15 protein-coding genes are annotated in these 14,426 nt (G+C 71.9%); 7 read left to right on the top strand and 8 right to left on the bottom strand.

What is annotated here, in order from left to right:
• Positions 1-94: 94 nt before the first annotated feature.
• Entirely contained in the window at positions 95-463 is a 369-nt protein-coding gene (locus ACH4SP_RS37315) for a hypothetical protein (protein ID WP_398421961.1), read from the bottom strand.
• Positions 464-798: 335 nt separating this feature from the next.
• Here ACH4SP_RS37315 and ACH4SP_RS37310 point away from each other — a divergent pair, with 335 nt between their 5' ends.
• The 6 genes from ACH4SP_RS37310 (at position 799) to ACH4SP_RS37285 (ending at position 3,977) form a co-directional block, all read left to right on the top strand.
• A complete protein-coding gene (locus ACH4SP_RS37310; RefSeq protein ID WP_398421959.1) occupies positions 799-1,044 on the top strand; it encodes a hypothetical protein in 246 nt (81 codons plus the stop codon).
• A 53-nt stretch (positions 1,045-1,097) separates the two neighbouring features.
• Positions 1,098-1,277, top strand: a complete 180-nt coding sequence (locus ACH4SP_RS37305) for a hypothetical protein (protein ID WP_398421957.1) — start codon at positions 1,098-1,100, stop codon at positions 1,275-1,277.
• 196 nt (positions 1,278-1,473) lie between these two features.
• Positions 1,474-1,707, top strand: coding sequence for a chaplin (locus ACH4SP_RS37300; protein WP_398421955.1), 234 nt, complete (start codon positions 1,474-1,476; stop codon positions 1,705-1,707).
• Positions 1,708-1,912: 205 nt separating this feature from the next.
• Complete coding sequence (locus tag ACH4SP_RS37295) at positions 1,913-2,926, top strand: chaplin family protein (RefSeq protein WP_398421953.1); 1,014 nt, start codon at positions 1,913-1,915, stop codon at positions 2,924-2,926.
• A 355-nt stretch (positions 2,927-3,281) separates the two neighbouring features.
• Complete coding sequence (locus ACH4SP_RS37290; protein WP_398421951.1) at positions 3,282-3,602, top strand: hypothetical protein; 321 nt, start codon at positions 3,282-3,284, stop codon at positions 3,600-3,602.
• 129 nt (positions 3,603-3,731) lie between these two features.
• The gene (locus ACH4SP_RS37285; RefSeq protein WP_398421950.1) at positions 3,732-3,977 is read left to right on the top strand and encodes a hypothetical protein; all 246 of its coding nucleotides are present in this window, start codon (positions 3,732-3,734) and stop codon (positions 3,975-3,977) included.
• 71 nt (positions 3,978-4,048) lie between these two features.
• Here ACH4SP_RS37285 and ACH4SP_RS37280 read toward each other — a convergent pair whose 3' ends face one another.
• From ACH4SP_RS37280 to ACH4SP_RS37270, 3 genes are all read right to left on the bottom strand, one after another.
• Complete coding sequence (locus ACH4SP_RS37280) at positions 4,049-4,288, bottom strand: chaplin (protein ID WP_398421948.1); 240 nt, start codon at positions 4,286-4,288, stop codon at positions 4,049-4,051.
• A 211-nt stretch (positions 4,289-4,499) separates the two neighbouring features.
• Positions 4,500-6,578: a reprolysin-like metallopeptidase gene (locus tag ACH4SP_RS37275; protein WP_398421946.1), complete on the bottom strand. Its 2,079-nt coding sequence runs from the start codon at positions 6,576-6,578 to the stop codon at positions 4,500-4,502.
• Positions 6,579-6,977: 399 nt separating this feature from the next.
• The gene (locus ACH4SP_RS37270) at positions 6,978-7,385 is read right to left on the bottom strand and encodes a rodlin (RefSeq protein ID WP_398421944.1); all 408 of its coding nucleotides are present in this window, start codon (positions 7,383-7,385) and stop codon (positions 6,978-6,980) included.
• 259 nt (positions 7,386-7,644) lie between these two features.
• Between ACH4SP_RS37270 and ACH4SP_RS37265 the strand changes: the two genes are divergently transcribed.
• Entirely contained in the window at positions 7,645-8,046 is a 402-nt protein-coding gene (locus ACH4SP_RS37265) for a rodlin (protein ID WP_398421942.1), read from the top strand.
• Between the two features lie 186 nt (positions 8,047-8,232).
• Here ACH4SP_RS37265 and ACH4SP_RS37260 read toward each other — a convergent pair whose 3' ends face one another.
• From ACH4SP_RS37260 to ACH4SP_RS37245, 4 genes are all read right to left on the bottom strand, one after another.
• On the bottom strand, positions 8,233-8,733 hold the full coding sequence (locus tag ACH4SP_RS37260) for a DUF5949 family protein (RefSeq protein ID WP_398421941.1): 501 nt from the start codon (positions 8,731-8,733) through the stop codon (positions 8,233-8,235).
• A gap of 92 nt (positions 8,734-8,825) precedes the next feature.
• The gene (locus tag ACH4SP_RS37255; protein ID WP_398421939.1) at positions 8,826-10,976 is read right to left on the bottom strand and encodes a condensation domain-containing protein; all 2,151 of its coding nucleotides are present in this window, start codon (positions 10,974-10,976) and stop codon (positions 8,826-8,828) included.
• Positions 10,977-11,394: 418 nt separating this feature from the next.
• Positions 11,395-12,210, bottom strand: coding sequence for a 4'-phosphopantetheinyl transferase family protein (locus tag ACH4SP_RS37250; protein WP_398421937.1), 816 nt, complete (start codon positions 12,208-12,210; stop codon positions 11,395-11,397).
• 86 nt (positions 12,211-12,296) lie between these two features.
• Positions 12,297-14,102 (bottom strand): acyl-CoA dehydrogenase, encoded by a 1,806-nt coding sequence (locus tag ACH4SP_RS37245; RefSeq protein ID WP_398421935.1) that lies wholly within the window; start codon positions 14,100-14,102, stop codon positions 12,297-12,299.
• Positions 14,103-14,426: the final 324 nt, after the last annotated feature.

The raw sequence follows: 14,426 nt of genomic DNA, 5'->3' as shown, positions 1-14,426 counted from the left end.
GCGGCACCGCTGCGCCTTGAGCGCAGCGGTGCCGCTGTGTCGGGCGGGCAGCACGGGGATGCCCGAGGCGTCAACCCGGCGAGGTGTACGCGGGTCAGCCCAGCACGTCGCCGACCGGAACGCCGACCGGGCCCCCGCCCGCGGTCAGCCCACCGAGCAGGGCGCCGGGCGCGGGCATGGCACCGGGGCCGCCCGGGTGCACCCGGGCGGCCGCGGCTTCCTGCCTGAGCTGCATGTCGTCCACCTGGGACTTGACGCCGGCCAGGAACTTCTGCGGGGTGGTCAGGTCCGTGAGCTTCTGCATCTGCTGGGCGGTGACCTCGTCGGCCTTCGACTGCGCCGCTGCGACCTGCTCGGATCCAGGCATGGCGTGGTCACCGTCGTGGTGGGCGAACGCCGGGGTGGCCGATCCCAGGGCAACGAACGTTCCTGCGAGGGCGGCGGTGGCCTGCATGTACTTCACGAGGGGTCCTGTCTTTCGGGCGCTGACGGGGCGACAGGCCGCCGGGGTGGCCCCTGTCGTTCTCACCTCTGGAGAACGCGTGCCTGCGCCGTTGGAGACGTGACCGGACCGCAGATCACCCTATTGACGCACTCCGTCATTGACGCCCCCCGTCCTCCGGTGGGCTGGGGCCGAACGTCCTTCCGGGGCGGGGCCGTGGCGGGTGAACCGACCGCCGTGCGCGGTGCGCCGGCGGCGTGGACCGGTCCCGGGCGGAGTGGGGCGGGCGCGTGACTTCCGTGCGGTGCGGCTCGTTGCGCCTGCCGTCCAGCCGAACCGCACTCAGCAGGAGAATCATGCGTCACCACAAGACCACCGCCGCCGCCCTCGCCGTCCTCGCCTCGGGCGCGGCGCTCGCCGCCGCCGGGACCGCTCAGGCTGCCGCCCCCGAGGCCGCTCCCAAGCCGGGTCCGGCCGCCGCGGCGCCGGCCGGCGACCTGCTGAGCGGGCTGCCCGTCGTCGGGGACCTGGCCAAGGGGGCCGCGCCCGCGACGTCCGGCGCCCCCGGCGGCATGCTCGGCGGCCTCCCCCTCGGCGGCTGAACCACGTTCCCGCGGTCGGCGTGACCCACCGGTGCGCCCGCCGTTGACAGCCCATGAAGAAGCACGCGCTGATCCTCGCCGCCGCGGCCTGTGCCGCACTCTCCGTCCCGGCCGGTGCCGCCGCCGCGGACGAACTGCCGCTCGCACTGCCCCTGACGGTGCCTCAGGTGTCCAAGGGGAGCTTCCAGGACGCCGACCGCGTCCTGGAGCCCGCATCCCCGGCCTCCCGATAAGCACTGCGGATCACTTCTTGCAGCTTCTCCTCATAGGCCTTTCGAGTGACAGAAGAAACTCCCGGAATCAAATGAGTTTCTTTAATGACGCCACATCGTTACCGATAGCGAAAGCGGCGCCACGGAAATGTGAAATTTACCCGTGCAGCACGAAATGCGTGACTGTTCACGGTGCCGCCAAAAGAAAGGTCACACCATGAAGTCCACGAAGATCGCCGCAGTCATCGCCAGCTCGCTGATGGTCCTCGGTGGGGCTGCCCCCGCCATGGCCGACGCCGGCGCCGACGCCACCGTCACCAACTCCCCCGGCGTGATCTCGGGCAACAACATCCAGGTTCCGGTGCACGTGCCCGTGAACGTCTGCGGCAACAGCGTCAACCTGATCGCCCTGCTGAACCCGGCGTTCGGCAACACCTGCGTCAACAAGTAGTTCTGAAATCCGAACCCTCGTGTGTTCGGACCCGGCCAGTCCCTGAATTCATGTATTGCATTCAGGGGTTGGCCGTTCAACGCCTCCTCGTGTGTGGGTGAGCAATCGGCTTGCCCCGCAATCATGAAAGACAGGCAACGGCGAAGTGCGACAGGTATTGCGTAAGAGTGTGCTGGTCACGGCGGCAGTCTCGGGGGTGCTCTCCATGACCGCGGGCGCCGCCCACGCGGACGCGACGGCGGAGGGGACGACCTCGAACTCGCCGGGCGTCGGGTCCGGCAACAGCGTGCAGGTTCCGGTGCATGTCCCGGTGAACCTCTGCGGCAACACGGTCAATGTGATCGGTCTGCTGAACCCGGCGTTCGGCAACAAGTGCGCGAACGTCTCCGGCAAGACGCCGGGCACGGGCAAGAGCGGCGGGGCCTCCGCCGACTCGAAGGTGTCCAACTCCCCCGGCGTCGTGTCCGGCAACAACGCCCAGGTTCCGGTGCACGTGCCCGTGAACGTCTGCGGCAACACGGTCAACGGGATCGCCGGGCTGAACCCCGCGTTCGGCAACGACTGCGAGAACGCCTCCGGGAAGGCGCCGGGCACGGTCAGCGGAGCCTCCGCCGACTCGACGGTGACCAACTCCCCCGGCGTCGTCTCCGGCAACAACGCCCAGGTTCCGGTGCACGTCCCGGTCAACGCCTGCGGCAACACGGCCAACGGGATCGCCGGACTGAACCCCGCGTTCGGCAACGACTGCGCCAACGGACCGGCCATGCAGGCTCCGCCGGTGGACCAGCCCCCGGCCGACGAGCCCCCGGCGGACGAGCCGCCCGCGGACGAGCCCCCGGCCGATGAGCCGCCCGCCGATGAGCCGCCCGCCGACGAGCCGCCCGCGGACGAGCCCCCGGCCGATGAGCCGCCCGCCGACGAGCCCCCGGCCGACGAGCCCCCGGCCGACCAGCCGCCCGCGGACGAGCCCCCGGCCGCCGACGAGCCCCCGGTCGTGAAGCCGCCGGTCGTGAAGCCCCCGGTCGTAAAGCCGCCGGTCAGCAAGCCGACCGCTCCGTCCAAGCCCACCGCGCCGAGCAAGCCCCACGGCAAGCCCACCGGTAAGCCGCACATGGCTTCCACCGGTGTCGGTGAGCCCGGACAGGCTGCCGCGCTGGGCGCGGCGCTGCTCCCCGCCGGCCTGTTCCTGGCCCGTCGCGGACGCGCCGCACAGCGCTGACCCCACAGCGCCGGGCGGCCTTCGCCGCCCCAGCGGGGCAGGCCCTTGAGGACACCGTCGTCAAAGAGGACGCAGGCGTCGAAAGGGTCGGCCCCGCTCTTCCGTCCCGCTGCCTTCAGGTGGCGGGACGGCTTCGTTCGAAGCATTCGTTCGAAGCACGTCGAAGTACGAGAGACACGAATTCCGCGTGCGCTTCTTCTCAGCACACGGGTGAAATGCGGGAAACCGTGCATGGATTCAGTTTCTCCGCGGCCGACAGACCGTTAGGCAAGGTGCGGGCGCTGCGCGAGGACGTACGCACGGCGCCGGATTTCATCAGACTGAGAAGCTCACCGCAGAGATTGAGGGAACTGAGATGAAGTACACGAAGGCTGCTTCGGTCCTGGCCGTGTCGATGGTCACGGTGGGCGCAGCCTCCTCGGTTGCTGCCGCCCAGGGCGGAACCGGCATGCCGACCAGCCCCTCGATGAGCCTCAACGCCGGTGTGCAGCAGCTGGTGGACGCGTACAACACGCAGACGAAGCGGCTCGACGGTCCGGTACCGCTGGTGAACTCCGCGAAGGACGTGGCGAAGAAGCTGAACGACACGAGGAACGCGGAGCCGATGAAGCTGGTCGAGGGCGCGGTGAGCCCCGCCGGCGGTTCGATGCTCGGCGGTCTCCCGGTCGGCGGCTGAGGCCTGCCGTCAAGGTTCGCCGGACGGAGCCGTACGGCCCAATCATGGGTCCGTACGAGTGAGGCGCATGCCTCGTGGTGACGACAACAAGGAGCAGCGGTATGCCTCCTTCTGTCATATTCCACGTTCATGGGAGCACACATGCGCAAGATCGTCGGACGAGCCGCTGCAACGGCTGCCCTCACGGCAGTCGCTCTTCTTCCGCTGGCAGGGACGGCCTCCGCCGCACCGGCTGAGCCGTCGGCCCAGCCGTCGGCCGCCGACCGCTGCTGGGCGCACCACGGGCAGCTGTTCTGCCACGACGGCCCCCGGTGGTACCCGTACCACGGCGTCGGCCTCGGCGTGGGCCTCGGTCTGGGCGTCGGGGTGCTCTGACCCGGACATGCACACGAGTGGGGCCCCACAGTTCTTCTGTGGGGCCCCACTCGTGTGGACGGCAGCCAAAGTCAGCTGTTGGTGGCTTCGTTGCCGAACGCCGGGTTCAGCCCGGCGATCCCGTTCACGGTGTTGCCGGACACGTTCACCGGAACGTGCACGGGAACCTGGGCCTGGTTGCCCGAGACGACACCCGGGGAGTTGGTCGCGGTGCCCTGCGCGTCGCTGTCGGCCGCGGCGGTACCAGCGGCGGCGCCTGCCGCGAGACCGGCAGTGGCAAGGACGAAAGCAGCCTTCTTGGCAGCGTTCATAATGGTGCACCTCCTGAGGAGCTGGGGTATTTCGACGATCTTTACACATTGCAGAGAAAGCCCCGTCCGCAGGAAACACCGGAACGGCCGAAATACCGCAGATGGCGCACTCGGATTTACTTGCTTCTATATTTTTATTTCTTTGTACGGGGAAAAGACGATGGCCGGCCCCCCGGGAGGGGCCGGCCGCGTTCCCAGGTGTGACGCCAGGTCACTTCACCGGTGCGAATACCGCGGTGAGGGTGTGGCTCCTGTCGTTGCTGAAGGAGACGGCGGTCTCGCCGTTGGACCTGTCGATGTCGCCGCCGTACTCCTCACCGTCGAGGAGCCAGCCGGTGAAGACGAAGCCGCGCTCCGGGGTGGCCGTGGCGGTCACGGTGTCCCCTTCGGCGTACGGACCCTGCTCGCTCAGGGCGACCTTCCCCCGGCCGCGCACGTCCACGCCGAGGTTGTACTTGTTGCGGTCGAACTCCGCGCGCAGCGCGAGGTTCTCGTCGTCCGGCGAGAGCTCGACCGTCTCGTCGTCACCGGCGTTCGAGCCGTTGAGGGTCCAGCCGCTGAAGCTCCAGCCGGGCTCGGGGACCGCGTCGTACAGCTCGGTGCCGGTCGAGGGGGCCCCGCGCTTGGCGGGCACCTTCTTCACGGTGCCGCCCCGGGTGGCGGAGGTGGCCACCTTCGGCTGCGGGGTCTGGCCCTTGCGGAAGGAGGCGGTCAGCGTCTGGTCGGCGGTGACGGCGACGGTGAGGGTGTTGTCGGCGGTGCCGGCCTTCCTCCCGTTCAGGGTCCAGCCGGCGAAGACGTAGCCCGAGCCGGGCTTCGCGGTGAACCGGGCGGTGCTGCCCTTGGGGTAGGGGCCCGTCTGGGCAGGGGTCACGGTGCCGGCGCCACCGGGGGAGACCGTGGTGGTCACCGCGCACAGGGTGTCGCTGGACTTGGTGTTGCGGTAGCTGGCGATGGCCTTGGACGTGGTGTTGAAGACCTGCGCGGTGTCCGCCTCGTCGGTCCGGCCGAGCGGGATGCCGAAGGCCTGGCCGCGGTAGGTCAGATGGGGGTTGGAGAACTGGTTGACGCGTCCGCACCGGCCCTTGGTGGATTTGCGGCAGCTGGACTCGTAGGCCATCAGCGAGGCGAAGTCGCCGTTGCGGGGGAAGTAGCCGTTGGCGCCGTAGGGCGGCGGCTGGTTCGGTTGGGTGACGCGGTCGTGCGCGGAACCGAGGTTGTGGCCGATCTCGTGGCCGAGGGAGAAGTTCTTCAGCGCGGCGTGCGCCACGACGTTGTAGCCGTAGTTGGCGGTCTTGGTGGACGGTGCCTTGGGCGAGTAGCCGAGGCCGCCCGCGGCCCGGCCGCCCGCGATCACCGAGACCAGGTCGGCGCCGTAACGGTCGCGGAGGGTCTGCATCTCGTCGAGCAGCCCGTCACGGGGGGTGGCCAGCGCCTTGATGAGGTCCTGGGTGACGCCGTCGCGGGCCGCCGGAACGTTGGAGACGGGGGGAATGTTCACCAGGCGGACCCGGGCGTCGACCTTGCTGTCGGCCAGGGCGTCGTTGGTGAGGGCCACGGCCCGGGTGATGTCGGACCGCATCTGGGTGACGCCGCCCGACTCCGAGAGCGCCTTGGGCGTGTAGCCGACGACGAGGTCGATCAGCGTGGTGCTGCCACCCCGCCGGCAGGCCTTGTCCGGAGCCACCGGGGCGGACCGCAGTACGGGGATCGAAGCCGGCGGGGCCGGGGCCGGCGGCATGCTCATGGACGCCGACTCGTCCTCGTCGCCCAGCGGGGTCACCTGGGTGATGGACACCCGGCCGGGACCGCTGGACTCGATGGCGTACGAGTCGCCGCCCAGCATGAACTGGGCCGTCAGGTGCTCGTTGCCCAGCGTGCCGTCGCAGGCGTTCTGGGCCGTGGCCACGACCTGCTGGCCGACCGCTCCCTGCACCGCGGCCGTGAGCACCACCATGTCGCCCACCACGCTGCGGGACTGCTCCACCACCTCGACGTTCACGTCGTCGAAGAGGGGGAAGCCGTACTCACGCTCGGAGGGACCCGCGCACAGGGCCTGCATCGCCACGGGGTTGAGCCGGGCCTCGCGCTGGCGCACCGCCTCGGAGCCGCCGCCGTCCTCGGGCGTGGTGTCCTCCTTCGCGGGCGCGACCGACAGCACGGCCCCCGGCCCGGCGAAGGACGCGGCGGCTGCTGCGGGGGCGGGCCGGGGCGGTGCGGCGAACCCGGAACTGCCGAGGACCATCGCGCCGAGCGCGAGCCCCCCGGCCCACTGATTTCTGCGCTTCACGTGTCAACTTCTTCCTGCCGAAAGGCGAGAGGGAACGGCGTCACACTTCCCTCGGACGACAGGAGGCGCACCGGGAAATCACCGGTGTCACCCGTATACCCCGCACATGCGCACCGATTTGCCCGAACACTTTGTCCGCACACACGGCACGAAAAGCATTCGGGTGATACCCGGCCGGATTTCTGGTTGGGTACGGTAATCTCGTACTTGCACCTGTTCGGGCGCGATTCTCCCAGCCGTCGGCGCACACGTCGTTGATGACCGCCAATTCACGCAGGCGTGCACGTCCTCCTGTATTGCACACATGAGTGGGCCCCGGCAGATCTGCCGGGGCCCACTCATGTGTGCAAAGAGCGCACCGCGGCGCGGCCCCGCCGGGGGCCGCGCCGCGGAACAGCGTCAGTGGTTGTTCGTTCCGTTGCCCGTCAGGACCGGGATGTCCTCCAGGATGTGCGAGAGCGGCTCGTCACCCTTGGCCTGGGTGGAGTTCTCGACGCACTGCTGGTTCTGCGGCGCGGACAGGACCGGGATGTCCTGGAGGCCGACCGGCACCAGGCCGACGAGCGACTGGGCGTTCGCCTTGGCGGGCAGGCCGATGCAGGGCTTGTTGAGCGAGCCCTGGACCAGGGACATCTGGGGGCTCATGTCGCCGCCGGTCGTGGCGTTGCCGTAGTGCTGCTCCGCCTTGTTGCCGCTCAGCGAGGTGGTGCCACCGTCGTCCGTGATCGCCATGGCCTGCGGAGCGCCGATGACGCTGAGGCCCACCGCGGACGCTGCGAACACGGCGCTTGCCATGACCTTCTTCATCTCTGAATTCCTTCTTTCCCACTGGAGTACCCCGAGCTGAGGCTCCCTGGAAAACTCTTCGGGGCGCCTTTGGTTATCACCATTCACTCGTACGGCTCTCGTGCGAATTAAATGAAGAACAGACCGGATGGAAATCACAGCGACGGGGGCCCGGCAGAACGTTTTTATGCCGTTCGGGTGAACGGCAGGAACCAAACCCGAGGTGCCCTGGTTGAGCAGGCCGCAAGACCGTCTGTCCGAAACGAAGAGGGAAATGTAGATGCTGAAGAAGATGATGGTCACGGCCGCAGTCGCAGCGTCCGCGGTGGGCTTCGCCGCTCCGCAGGCCATGGCGATCGCGGACGACGGTGGCACGACGTCGCTGAGCGGTAACGGTGCCGAGCAGCACTACGGCAACTCGGAGACCCGCGGCGACATGAGCCCGCAGATGTCCCTGGTCCAGGGCTCGCTCAACAAGCCCTGTGTCGGCCTGCCGGCCAAGGCGAACCTCCAGTCGCTCGTGGGTGTCGTGCCGGTCGGCGTCCAGGACATTCCGATCCTGTCCGCGCCGCAGAACCAGCAGTGCGTCGAGAACTCCACCCAGGCCAAGGGTGACGAGCCGCTCTCGCACATCCTCAGCGACATCCCGGTCCTGACGGGCAACGGCGCGAACAACCACTGACGTCCGGGCCCTTCTGCTGCGGAGGGGCCTGGTGGTGGGCCCGGCGCGCGTGACAGCCGCTCGCGCGCCGGGTTGAGGTGAACGGCGCATGGGGCCCCGCGAAGGAAGATCTTCGCGGGGCCCCATGCACGTCGCCGGAACGTCCCCTGCACGTCGCCGGGACGTACGGTCACGTGCTGCGTACGGTCACGTACGCAGGCGGGCCGCCGGGAGTCGGCAGTGGGCGGAGGAGCGGATCGTCTCCTCGTCCCCGACGAACTCCTGGAGGTTCTCCTCGGTGACGGGCTCGCCCGGCTTGGCCTCCGGCCAGGCGCGGGTGGTGAACATCAGATGCACCTGACCGCGCTTCTCCGCGGCGGCGAGCCACTCCGGCGGGGCGGTGCAGGTGGCGTTGAGCTGGGGCAGGGTCAGGACCGCGTTGCCGCCCTCGACCAGCAGGGACAGCGGGACGCTGGACAGTGCGCCGTTGACGATGGCGCCGCCCACGGGGAGCTGGGCCTGGGTGAGCATGGCGCGGACCGCGAGCTCGCCCTCTTCCGTACTGCCCTCTCCGTCCCCGAGCGGGTAGGCGAGCAGGAAGGCCGCGTCACGTCCGTCGTCGGTGTGCGTGCCGGCCCAGGCGAGGACACCGATCGTGCCCAAGTGAGCCTTGTTGAGGACGATTTCGCTTGTTTCGGTGGAAGTCATGCGACAGGACAGTAATTGCCCTGCTTGCCCGTCCGGCGATTCTTGTCACCCACTCGGGCTAAGGAATGCTGGACGGTAGTCCGTACGGGTACTCAGCGGGTGTGGCGCGAGGCGTCCTGGAGCGTACGGGCGAAGTCCGCGGTGGAGGTGCCCGCCGCGGTGAGCACCACCTTGGGGGCACGGGCGCCGAAGGCCGCCACCGCGCGGGCGACTTCGTATCCGACGACGCCCGCGCCGGAGAACCCGCCGAGCACGACCGGGCCCTCGGTGAGTGCGCGCAGGACGGCGTCGCGCAGGCGGGAGAGCTCCGCCGGGCGCAGCAGGGCGACCGCCTCGGGGCCCCGGTAGGCCCTGACCAGCGAGGTGTGCAGGGCGCGGGGCGTGGCCGGGGTCTGCACCAGACAGACCGTGCCCGCGCCGGGGCGGGTGGCCGGGCGGAGTACGACGAGCGGGGACGCGGCGGTGTCCTCGGCGTACGGACGGGAGACGGCGCGGACCGGGGCGGGCCGGGGTTCCCGGGGGAGGTCGTCGAGCAGTGCGACGAGCTCCCCGACGGTCGTGGTGCGGTCCGCCTCGCAGGGGATGCGGCGCAGTAACTGGGCCGTGTGCGCGAGGAGTTGACCGGCGTCGCCCAGGCGGGTCCGGTCGTACGAGGCGGTGAGGGCGAGGGCTCCGTCGTCGTGGTGGTGGGCGACGAGGGTGAAGGGGAACGCGGTGCGGGCACCGAGGGTCTCGGCGGCGCCGACGGACACCCCCTGCTCGGCAAGGAGCCGGGCGAGGACGTCGGACTCGCGCGGCAGGTCCTCGAAGACGAGCAGGCTGCCGGTCGGCGCCGTGCCGCGCAGCCCGGACCAGGAACGTATCTGCCCCGCCGACACCCATTCGTAGGCCGACCGCTCCACGGCACGGTCGCGCAGCGCGCCCAGGAACGCGGGCACGGTGGCCTGCGGGTCGACGTCGACGGTCACCGGCAGGGGGCTGCGCAGCGGGGCGGGCAGCCCCTCGACGCCGTCGAAGGGGATGCCGCGTCCGGAGACGGTGGTGTGGAAGCGGACCCGGGCGGGGCCCTCGCCGCCCCGGGCCCGGTACAGCAGCAGGGCCCACACGGCGTGCAGCACGCTGCTCTCGGGGCTGCCGAGTTCGGCCGCCCAGGTCCTGAGCCGCTCGGTCTGACGGACGGTCAGCCGGGTGCGGGTGTACCCGACGCCCGCTCCGGTGGCGGCGGCGGGCAGGTCCGTGCCGGGGGCGAGGTCGGCCCCGGCCCAGAACTCCTGGGCGGGGGCGGTGTTCCGGTCCGCGAGCCAGCGCAGGTAGTCGGCGAGGTCGGGGCGGCGTTCGCCGCCGGGCAGCACGCCGTCCGCGAGGTACGCGCGGTAGAACTCCTGGAGCAGGATCCGCACGCTGCGGCCGTCCAGCAGGGCGTGGTGGAAGGTGAGCAGGATGCGGGCGGGTTCGGGGGCGGGGGTGGGGACGGCCGGGTCCTGGGCGGTCCCGGCCGGGGTGCCGGTGGTGCTCGTGGTGCCGGTGGTGCCGGGCGGGGTGGTGGTGCCGGGCGGGGTGGTGGTCAGGACGGTGATGCGCAGGGGGCCGGGGCCGCGGGGGTCGATGCCGCGGCGGCGGTCCGCTTCGACGACCGTGTGCCAGTCGGTGGTGTCGTACGAGAGCCGGACGACCTCGGGGACGATCCGGTCGTGCTGTACGAGGTACGGCTCGGGGCCGTCCTCGAAGGCGGCGCGCAGCACGCTCTCGTGGTCGAAGACCGACTGCCAGGCGGCGGTGAACCGGTCGAGGTCCAGCGGTCCGCTCCAGGCGAAGGCGAACTGTTCGCTGTGGCGGGCGGCGGCCGGGTGGGCGTCGGCGTCGGCGACGAGTTCGCGCTGCAGCGGGGTGGGCCGGAGCCGGCGCCCGTCAGGACCGCCGCACGGCGTGTGGGTGAGCAGGTCGGCGAGCAGACCGGCCGGGAAGTCCACCGGGGACTCCGGGGGCGTCGTGGCGGTGAGCCGCAGCGTGTGCCGGCCGGGGCCGTAGTGTTCGAGGCTGTGCTGCCACAGGGGTTCGCGCGTGGGGCGCAGGGTCGCGCGGTCGATGCGGTCCAGGGCCGACTCAAGACAGTGGGTGTCCAGGGGGCCGCGCAACTCCAGTACCGGCAAGGTGTCTTCGTCCTTGCCGGCGAGGTCGACGACGACGGTCAGCTGCTCGACGGGTGCGTCGTTCGGGGCGTGCGGGGCATCATCGGCGGTCATGGTCATCCGGGGGGTGTGCGTCCGCTTACCTGTGTATGTCTCCACACAGGGCCGCTGTTACGCACACGGCGACACCCCACCCTCCCTCCTCTGCGAGCGCGGACCGAGTATGCGAAGGCCCGTCGACACGGGCCTGACACGGCGCTGACACGGCGGCGGCCGGGGGCCGGGGCAGCGCGGGGACGGCGGCCGGGTGGGGGCGGGCCGGGACGGCAGGGGGGTGGTGGCGCCCCGGCCCGGGGCGGGCGGCGTGGGTGAGGGGCTGCGCCGGGCTTCGCCATGACGGCCTCCTCGTCTCGCGTACGCACCCACCGTTTTCGTACGGTAGCCGCGTGCGGGGCAGGGGGTCAGGTTCCTTGAGCGGGGCTCCAGAGCCGCACGAACCGCCCTGTACCGGGCGGGGGCGTATGTGGGCGGGTCAGTCGACGAGTTCGGCGACGGCCGCCATGAATCCCTCGTCGAACATGGTGTGCGCCGCCGTGTCGGGCGAGCTGTCCAGGCCCGCGTCGTGCCGGGCGACGCTGAGGAGGTAGCGGTCGCCCAGGACGTGGTGCGTGGCGAAGGCCCACTCCTCGTGGGTGGCGGGGCCCTCGTCGGCCGCGCCGAAGCCGAACTCGGTGAATCCGAGCCGCAGTCCCTGGCCGAGCGCCTTGGTGTAGGCCTCCTTCAGGGTCCACAGCCGCAGCATCCGCGCGGTGCGTTCCTCCTCGGTGAGGACTTCGAGCTCGGCGCGTTCGGCGGGGGTGAGGACCTGGCGCCGCATCAGCTCGTACGGCATGCGCCGGTCGGCGGGTTCGGCGTCGACGCCGATGCGGCCGTCGCGGCTGATGCCGACGGCGATCAGGTCGTCGGTGTGCGTCAGGCTCACGTCGATCTGGCCGAGGCCGCGCAGGTACGGCCGTCCGCCGGTCTTGTACGCGAGGTCGATCTCGGCCGGGTCGACGTGCAGGGCGGCCGCGGCGGTGTACTTGGTGGCGAGCCGGGAGGCGACGAAGCGGTAGCGGACGGTGGGGTCCCCGGTGCGCCGGTAGCGCTGCCAGTCGCGGCCGAGGAGGGGGCGCAGCGAGGGCGTGGCGACCGCGGCGGGCAGCCATTCGCCCCAGGTGGTGTGGACGACGGCGTTTCCGTGCCGGTCCATGGACTCCCGCACGCGGTGCCAGGGGGCGTCGGGGCCGCCGACGTGGACCGGCGTGCCGATGCGCTCGGCGCCGGGCGTCGTCCGGGTGTTCGTCAACGTCCCTGCCTTCCGTGGGGAGTTGGGGAGTTGGGGAGCGGGTGGGATGCCGGGTGGCGGGTGGGATGCCGGGGGACGGGAGGGGGTCACCCTGCGAGGGCGACCGCGTCGAGGTCGTAGCTGCGGCCGTCCCGGTAGCGGCGTACGACCTCTTCGAGGACCCTCTCCCGGCAGCCGTCGGGCAGGTCGGGCACCGGGATGGAGAGCTGGCCGCCGATCCGGGTGAGGGCGAGGACCGCCCAGGCGGGGTCGGCGAGGAACGGGTCGGTGCCGTCCTGGTGCTCCCAGGTCCCCAGGACGGCGGCCGCGCCGACGACGCGGCAGTAGCGGTCGCCGAGGACGGCGACGGCGGGGTCGGTGAGGGCCGCGGCGGCTGCCGGGAGGCGGCGGCACTGTTCCTGGAGGGCGCGCAGTTCGGTGGCGAACGCCTCGGCGAGCGCGGCCAGTGCGGCGAGGTGTCCGCCTGCGCCGTGCGCCGCGGCGAGCCGGGCCGCGCTGCCGACGAGCGAGGCGGCCATGAAGTCTCCGCCGCCCGCGACGGAGAGCAACCGGTAGTCCAGGTCGGGCAGTTCGGCGTCGGGGCGGAACAGCTCGGGCGGTGGCTCGTCCTCGGCGAACCAGGACCGCCCGGCCAGGCCGCGCAGCTGGGGCACGAGCGCGGCCAGGCAGGAGGCGCTGCCGGCGTGGCCGAGCCCGGCGACGGGCAGGTCCCTGGCGAGTTTGCCGAGCGCGCCGTACTCGGGGGCCCGGTGGTCGTAGCCGTGTGCGCCGAGGACGGTGGCGAGTTCTTCGAGGTCCTCGCGGAGCAGGTCCGGCACCACGTACTTGACGGCGGCGGCGAAGAGGTGGGCCCCGGCGGGGCGCAGGCTCAGTGCCCGCAGGGCGACCGTGGCCATGCTGTCGCAGGCCAGCAGGTCGGCGAAGACCCCCGCGAGCGGCTTGGGCCGGCGCCGGAGCACCAGGCCGTCGCCGCCTTCGGCCGAGGCCCGTACGGCGGAGCGCAGCACCGTGTCCGCGGCGGCGGTGACGACGCCGCAGACCAGGCTGCGGTTGACCTGGAAGGTGCGCAGGGCGAGGGGCACTCCCTCGCCGACCGCCCCGACCAGGGCGTCCGCGGGGACGGGGCAGTCGGTGAATTCGAGGCCGCTGAACAGCGCTCCGCGCATGCCGGGCGTCTCCACCCGGGGCAGCTGCCGTACGTGCTCGGGCCGCTGCCCGGCGGGGTCCAGGAGGAGTACGGAGTGGCTGCGCGGCCCGCGGGCGGCGTCGGTACGGGCGTAGACGACCTGGAGGTCGGCGCGGCGCGCGTTGATGATGACGTCCTTGCGGCCGCCGAGCAGACGGCTGCCGAGCAGGCGGCCGCCGGGGTCGGCGGGGCCGGTGGGGGTGGCGGGGCCGGGCGCGGGGCGGGCGGTGAACTCGTCGCGCAGGATCGCGTTGCCGTGGGCGAGTTCGTGGTGCAGGATCGCGGCCCGCCGGCCGGTGAGCAGCAGGTCGGCGACGTACCGGCGCTGGTGTGCGCTGCCGGTGGCCCAGACGGGGCCGGCCGCGAACAGCGAGGTGATGCCGTGGCCGAAGCCGAGCGCGAGGTCACGCCGGAAGACGGGGCGCAGGGCGCGTACGAGGTGGTCGGCGCGGGTGAGCAGGCCGCCGTGCGCGGCGGGGACGTACTCGGCGCCGATGCCCTCGGCGGACAGGAGCGCCTCGGTCTCGGCGGGTACGTCGCGCCGGGCGTCGGCGGCGAACAGGGCCCGCAGGCCGTGCGGGTTGGCCGGGTCGTACGGATCGCCGAGCAGCGCCTCCAGACGGGCGGCGCGCGCGGACGCGTCGGCGGCGGCCCGGCGGGTGCGCACGGAACCCGGGGTGTCGACGGTTACGGCGCTGGTGGTCATGGTGGACACGGTGTCGGCCTTCGCTTGAGGATCGTCGGAGAGCCGGTCCAACGGGTGCGGAAGACGGGCGGAGGGCGGGTGTTGGGGTGGGGTGGGGGCGTCGCGGGGCGGGGTGGGGTGGGGGCGGTGCGGGGCGGGGCCGGGCGGGGCGGTGCAGGGCGGTGCGGGGTCGGGCGTCGCAGGGTCGGGCGGCCCGCAAGCGGAGCGCCCCGGCGCGGTGCGGCTGTGCCGCGCGTGTCGGGGGCAGCGGCGTACGGCCGTACGGGCGGGCCGGGTTCGGCGGTGGGTCAGGGGAGGCGGTTCGGCGGGGGCTGGCGGGTCAGG

This window comes from Streptomyces sp. NPDC021093, assembly GCF_044333135.1.
GTDB lineage: Bacteria > Actinomycetota > Actinomycetes > Streptomycetales > Streptomycetaceae > Streptomyces.
This window is presented reverse-complemented; position numbering and strand designations above follow the sequence as displayed.

What these genes read in the sequence shown, in the direction of transcription:
- ACH4SP_RS37260 (WP_398421941.1), bottom strand. Translation starts at nt 8,733, where the DNA reads ATGACTTCCACCGAAACAAGCGAAATCGTCCTCAACAAGGCTCACTTG.
- ACH4SP_RS37300 (WP_398421955.1), top strand. Translation starts at nt 1,474, where the DNA reads ATGAAGTCCACGAAGATCGCCGCAGTCATCGCCAGCTCGCTGATGGTC.
- ACH4SP_RS37290 (WP_398421951.1), top strand. Translation starts at nt 3,282, where the DNA reads ATGAAGTACACGAAGGCTGCTTCGGTCCTGGCCGTGTCGATGGTCACG.
- ACH4SP_RS37285 (WP_398421950.1), top strand. Translation starts at nt 3,732, where the DNA reads ATGGGAGCACACATGCGCAAGATCGTCGGACGAGCCGCTGCAACGGCT.
- ACH4SP_RS37295 (WP_398421953.1), top strand. Translation starts at nt 1,913, where the DNA reads ATGACCGCGGGCGCCGCCCACGCGGACGCGACGGCGGAGGGGACGACC.
- ACH4SP_RS37255 (WP_398421939.1), bottom strand. Translation starts at nt 10,976, where the DNA reads ATGACCGCCGATGATGCCCCGCACGCCCCGAACGACGCACCCGTCGAG.
- ACH4SP_RS37305 (WP_398421957.1), top strand. Translation starts at nt 1,098, where the DNA reads ATGAAGAAGCACGCGCTGATCCTCGCCGCCGCGGCCTGTGCCGCACTC.
- ACH4SP_RS37280 (WP_398421948.1), bottom strand. Translation starts at nt 4,288, where the DNA reads ATGAACGCTGCCAAGAAGGCTGCTTTCGTCCTTGCCACTGCCGGTCTC.
- ACH4SP_RS37270 (WP_398421944.1), bottom strand. Translation starts at nt 7,385, where the DNA reads ATGAAGAAGGTCATGGCAAGCGCCGTGTTCGCAGCGTCCGCGGTGGGC.
- ACH4SP_RS37265 (WP_398421942.1), top strand. Translation starts at nt 7,645, where the DNA reads ATGCTGAAGAAGATGATGGTCACGGCCGCAGTCGCAGCGTCCGCGGTG.
- ACH4SP_RS37310 (WP_398421959.1), top strand. Translation starts at nt 799, where the DNA reads ATGCGTCACCACAAGACCACCGCCGCCGCCCTCGCCGTCCTCGCCTCG.
- ACH4SP_RS37245 (WP_398421935.1), bottom strand. Translation starts at nt 14,102, where the DNA reads ATGACCACCAGCGCCGTAACCGTCGACACCCCGGGTTCCGTGCGCACC.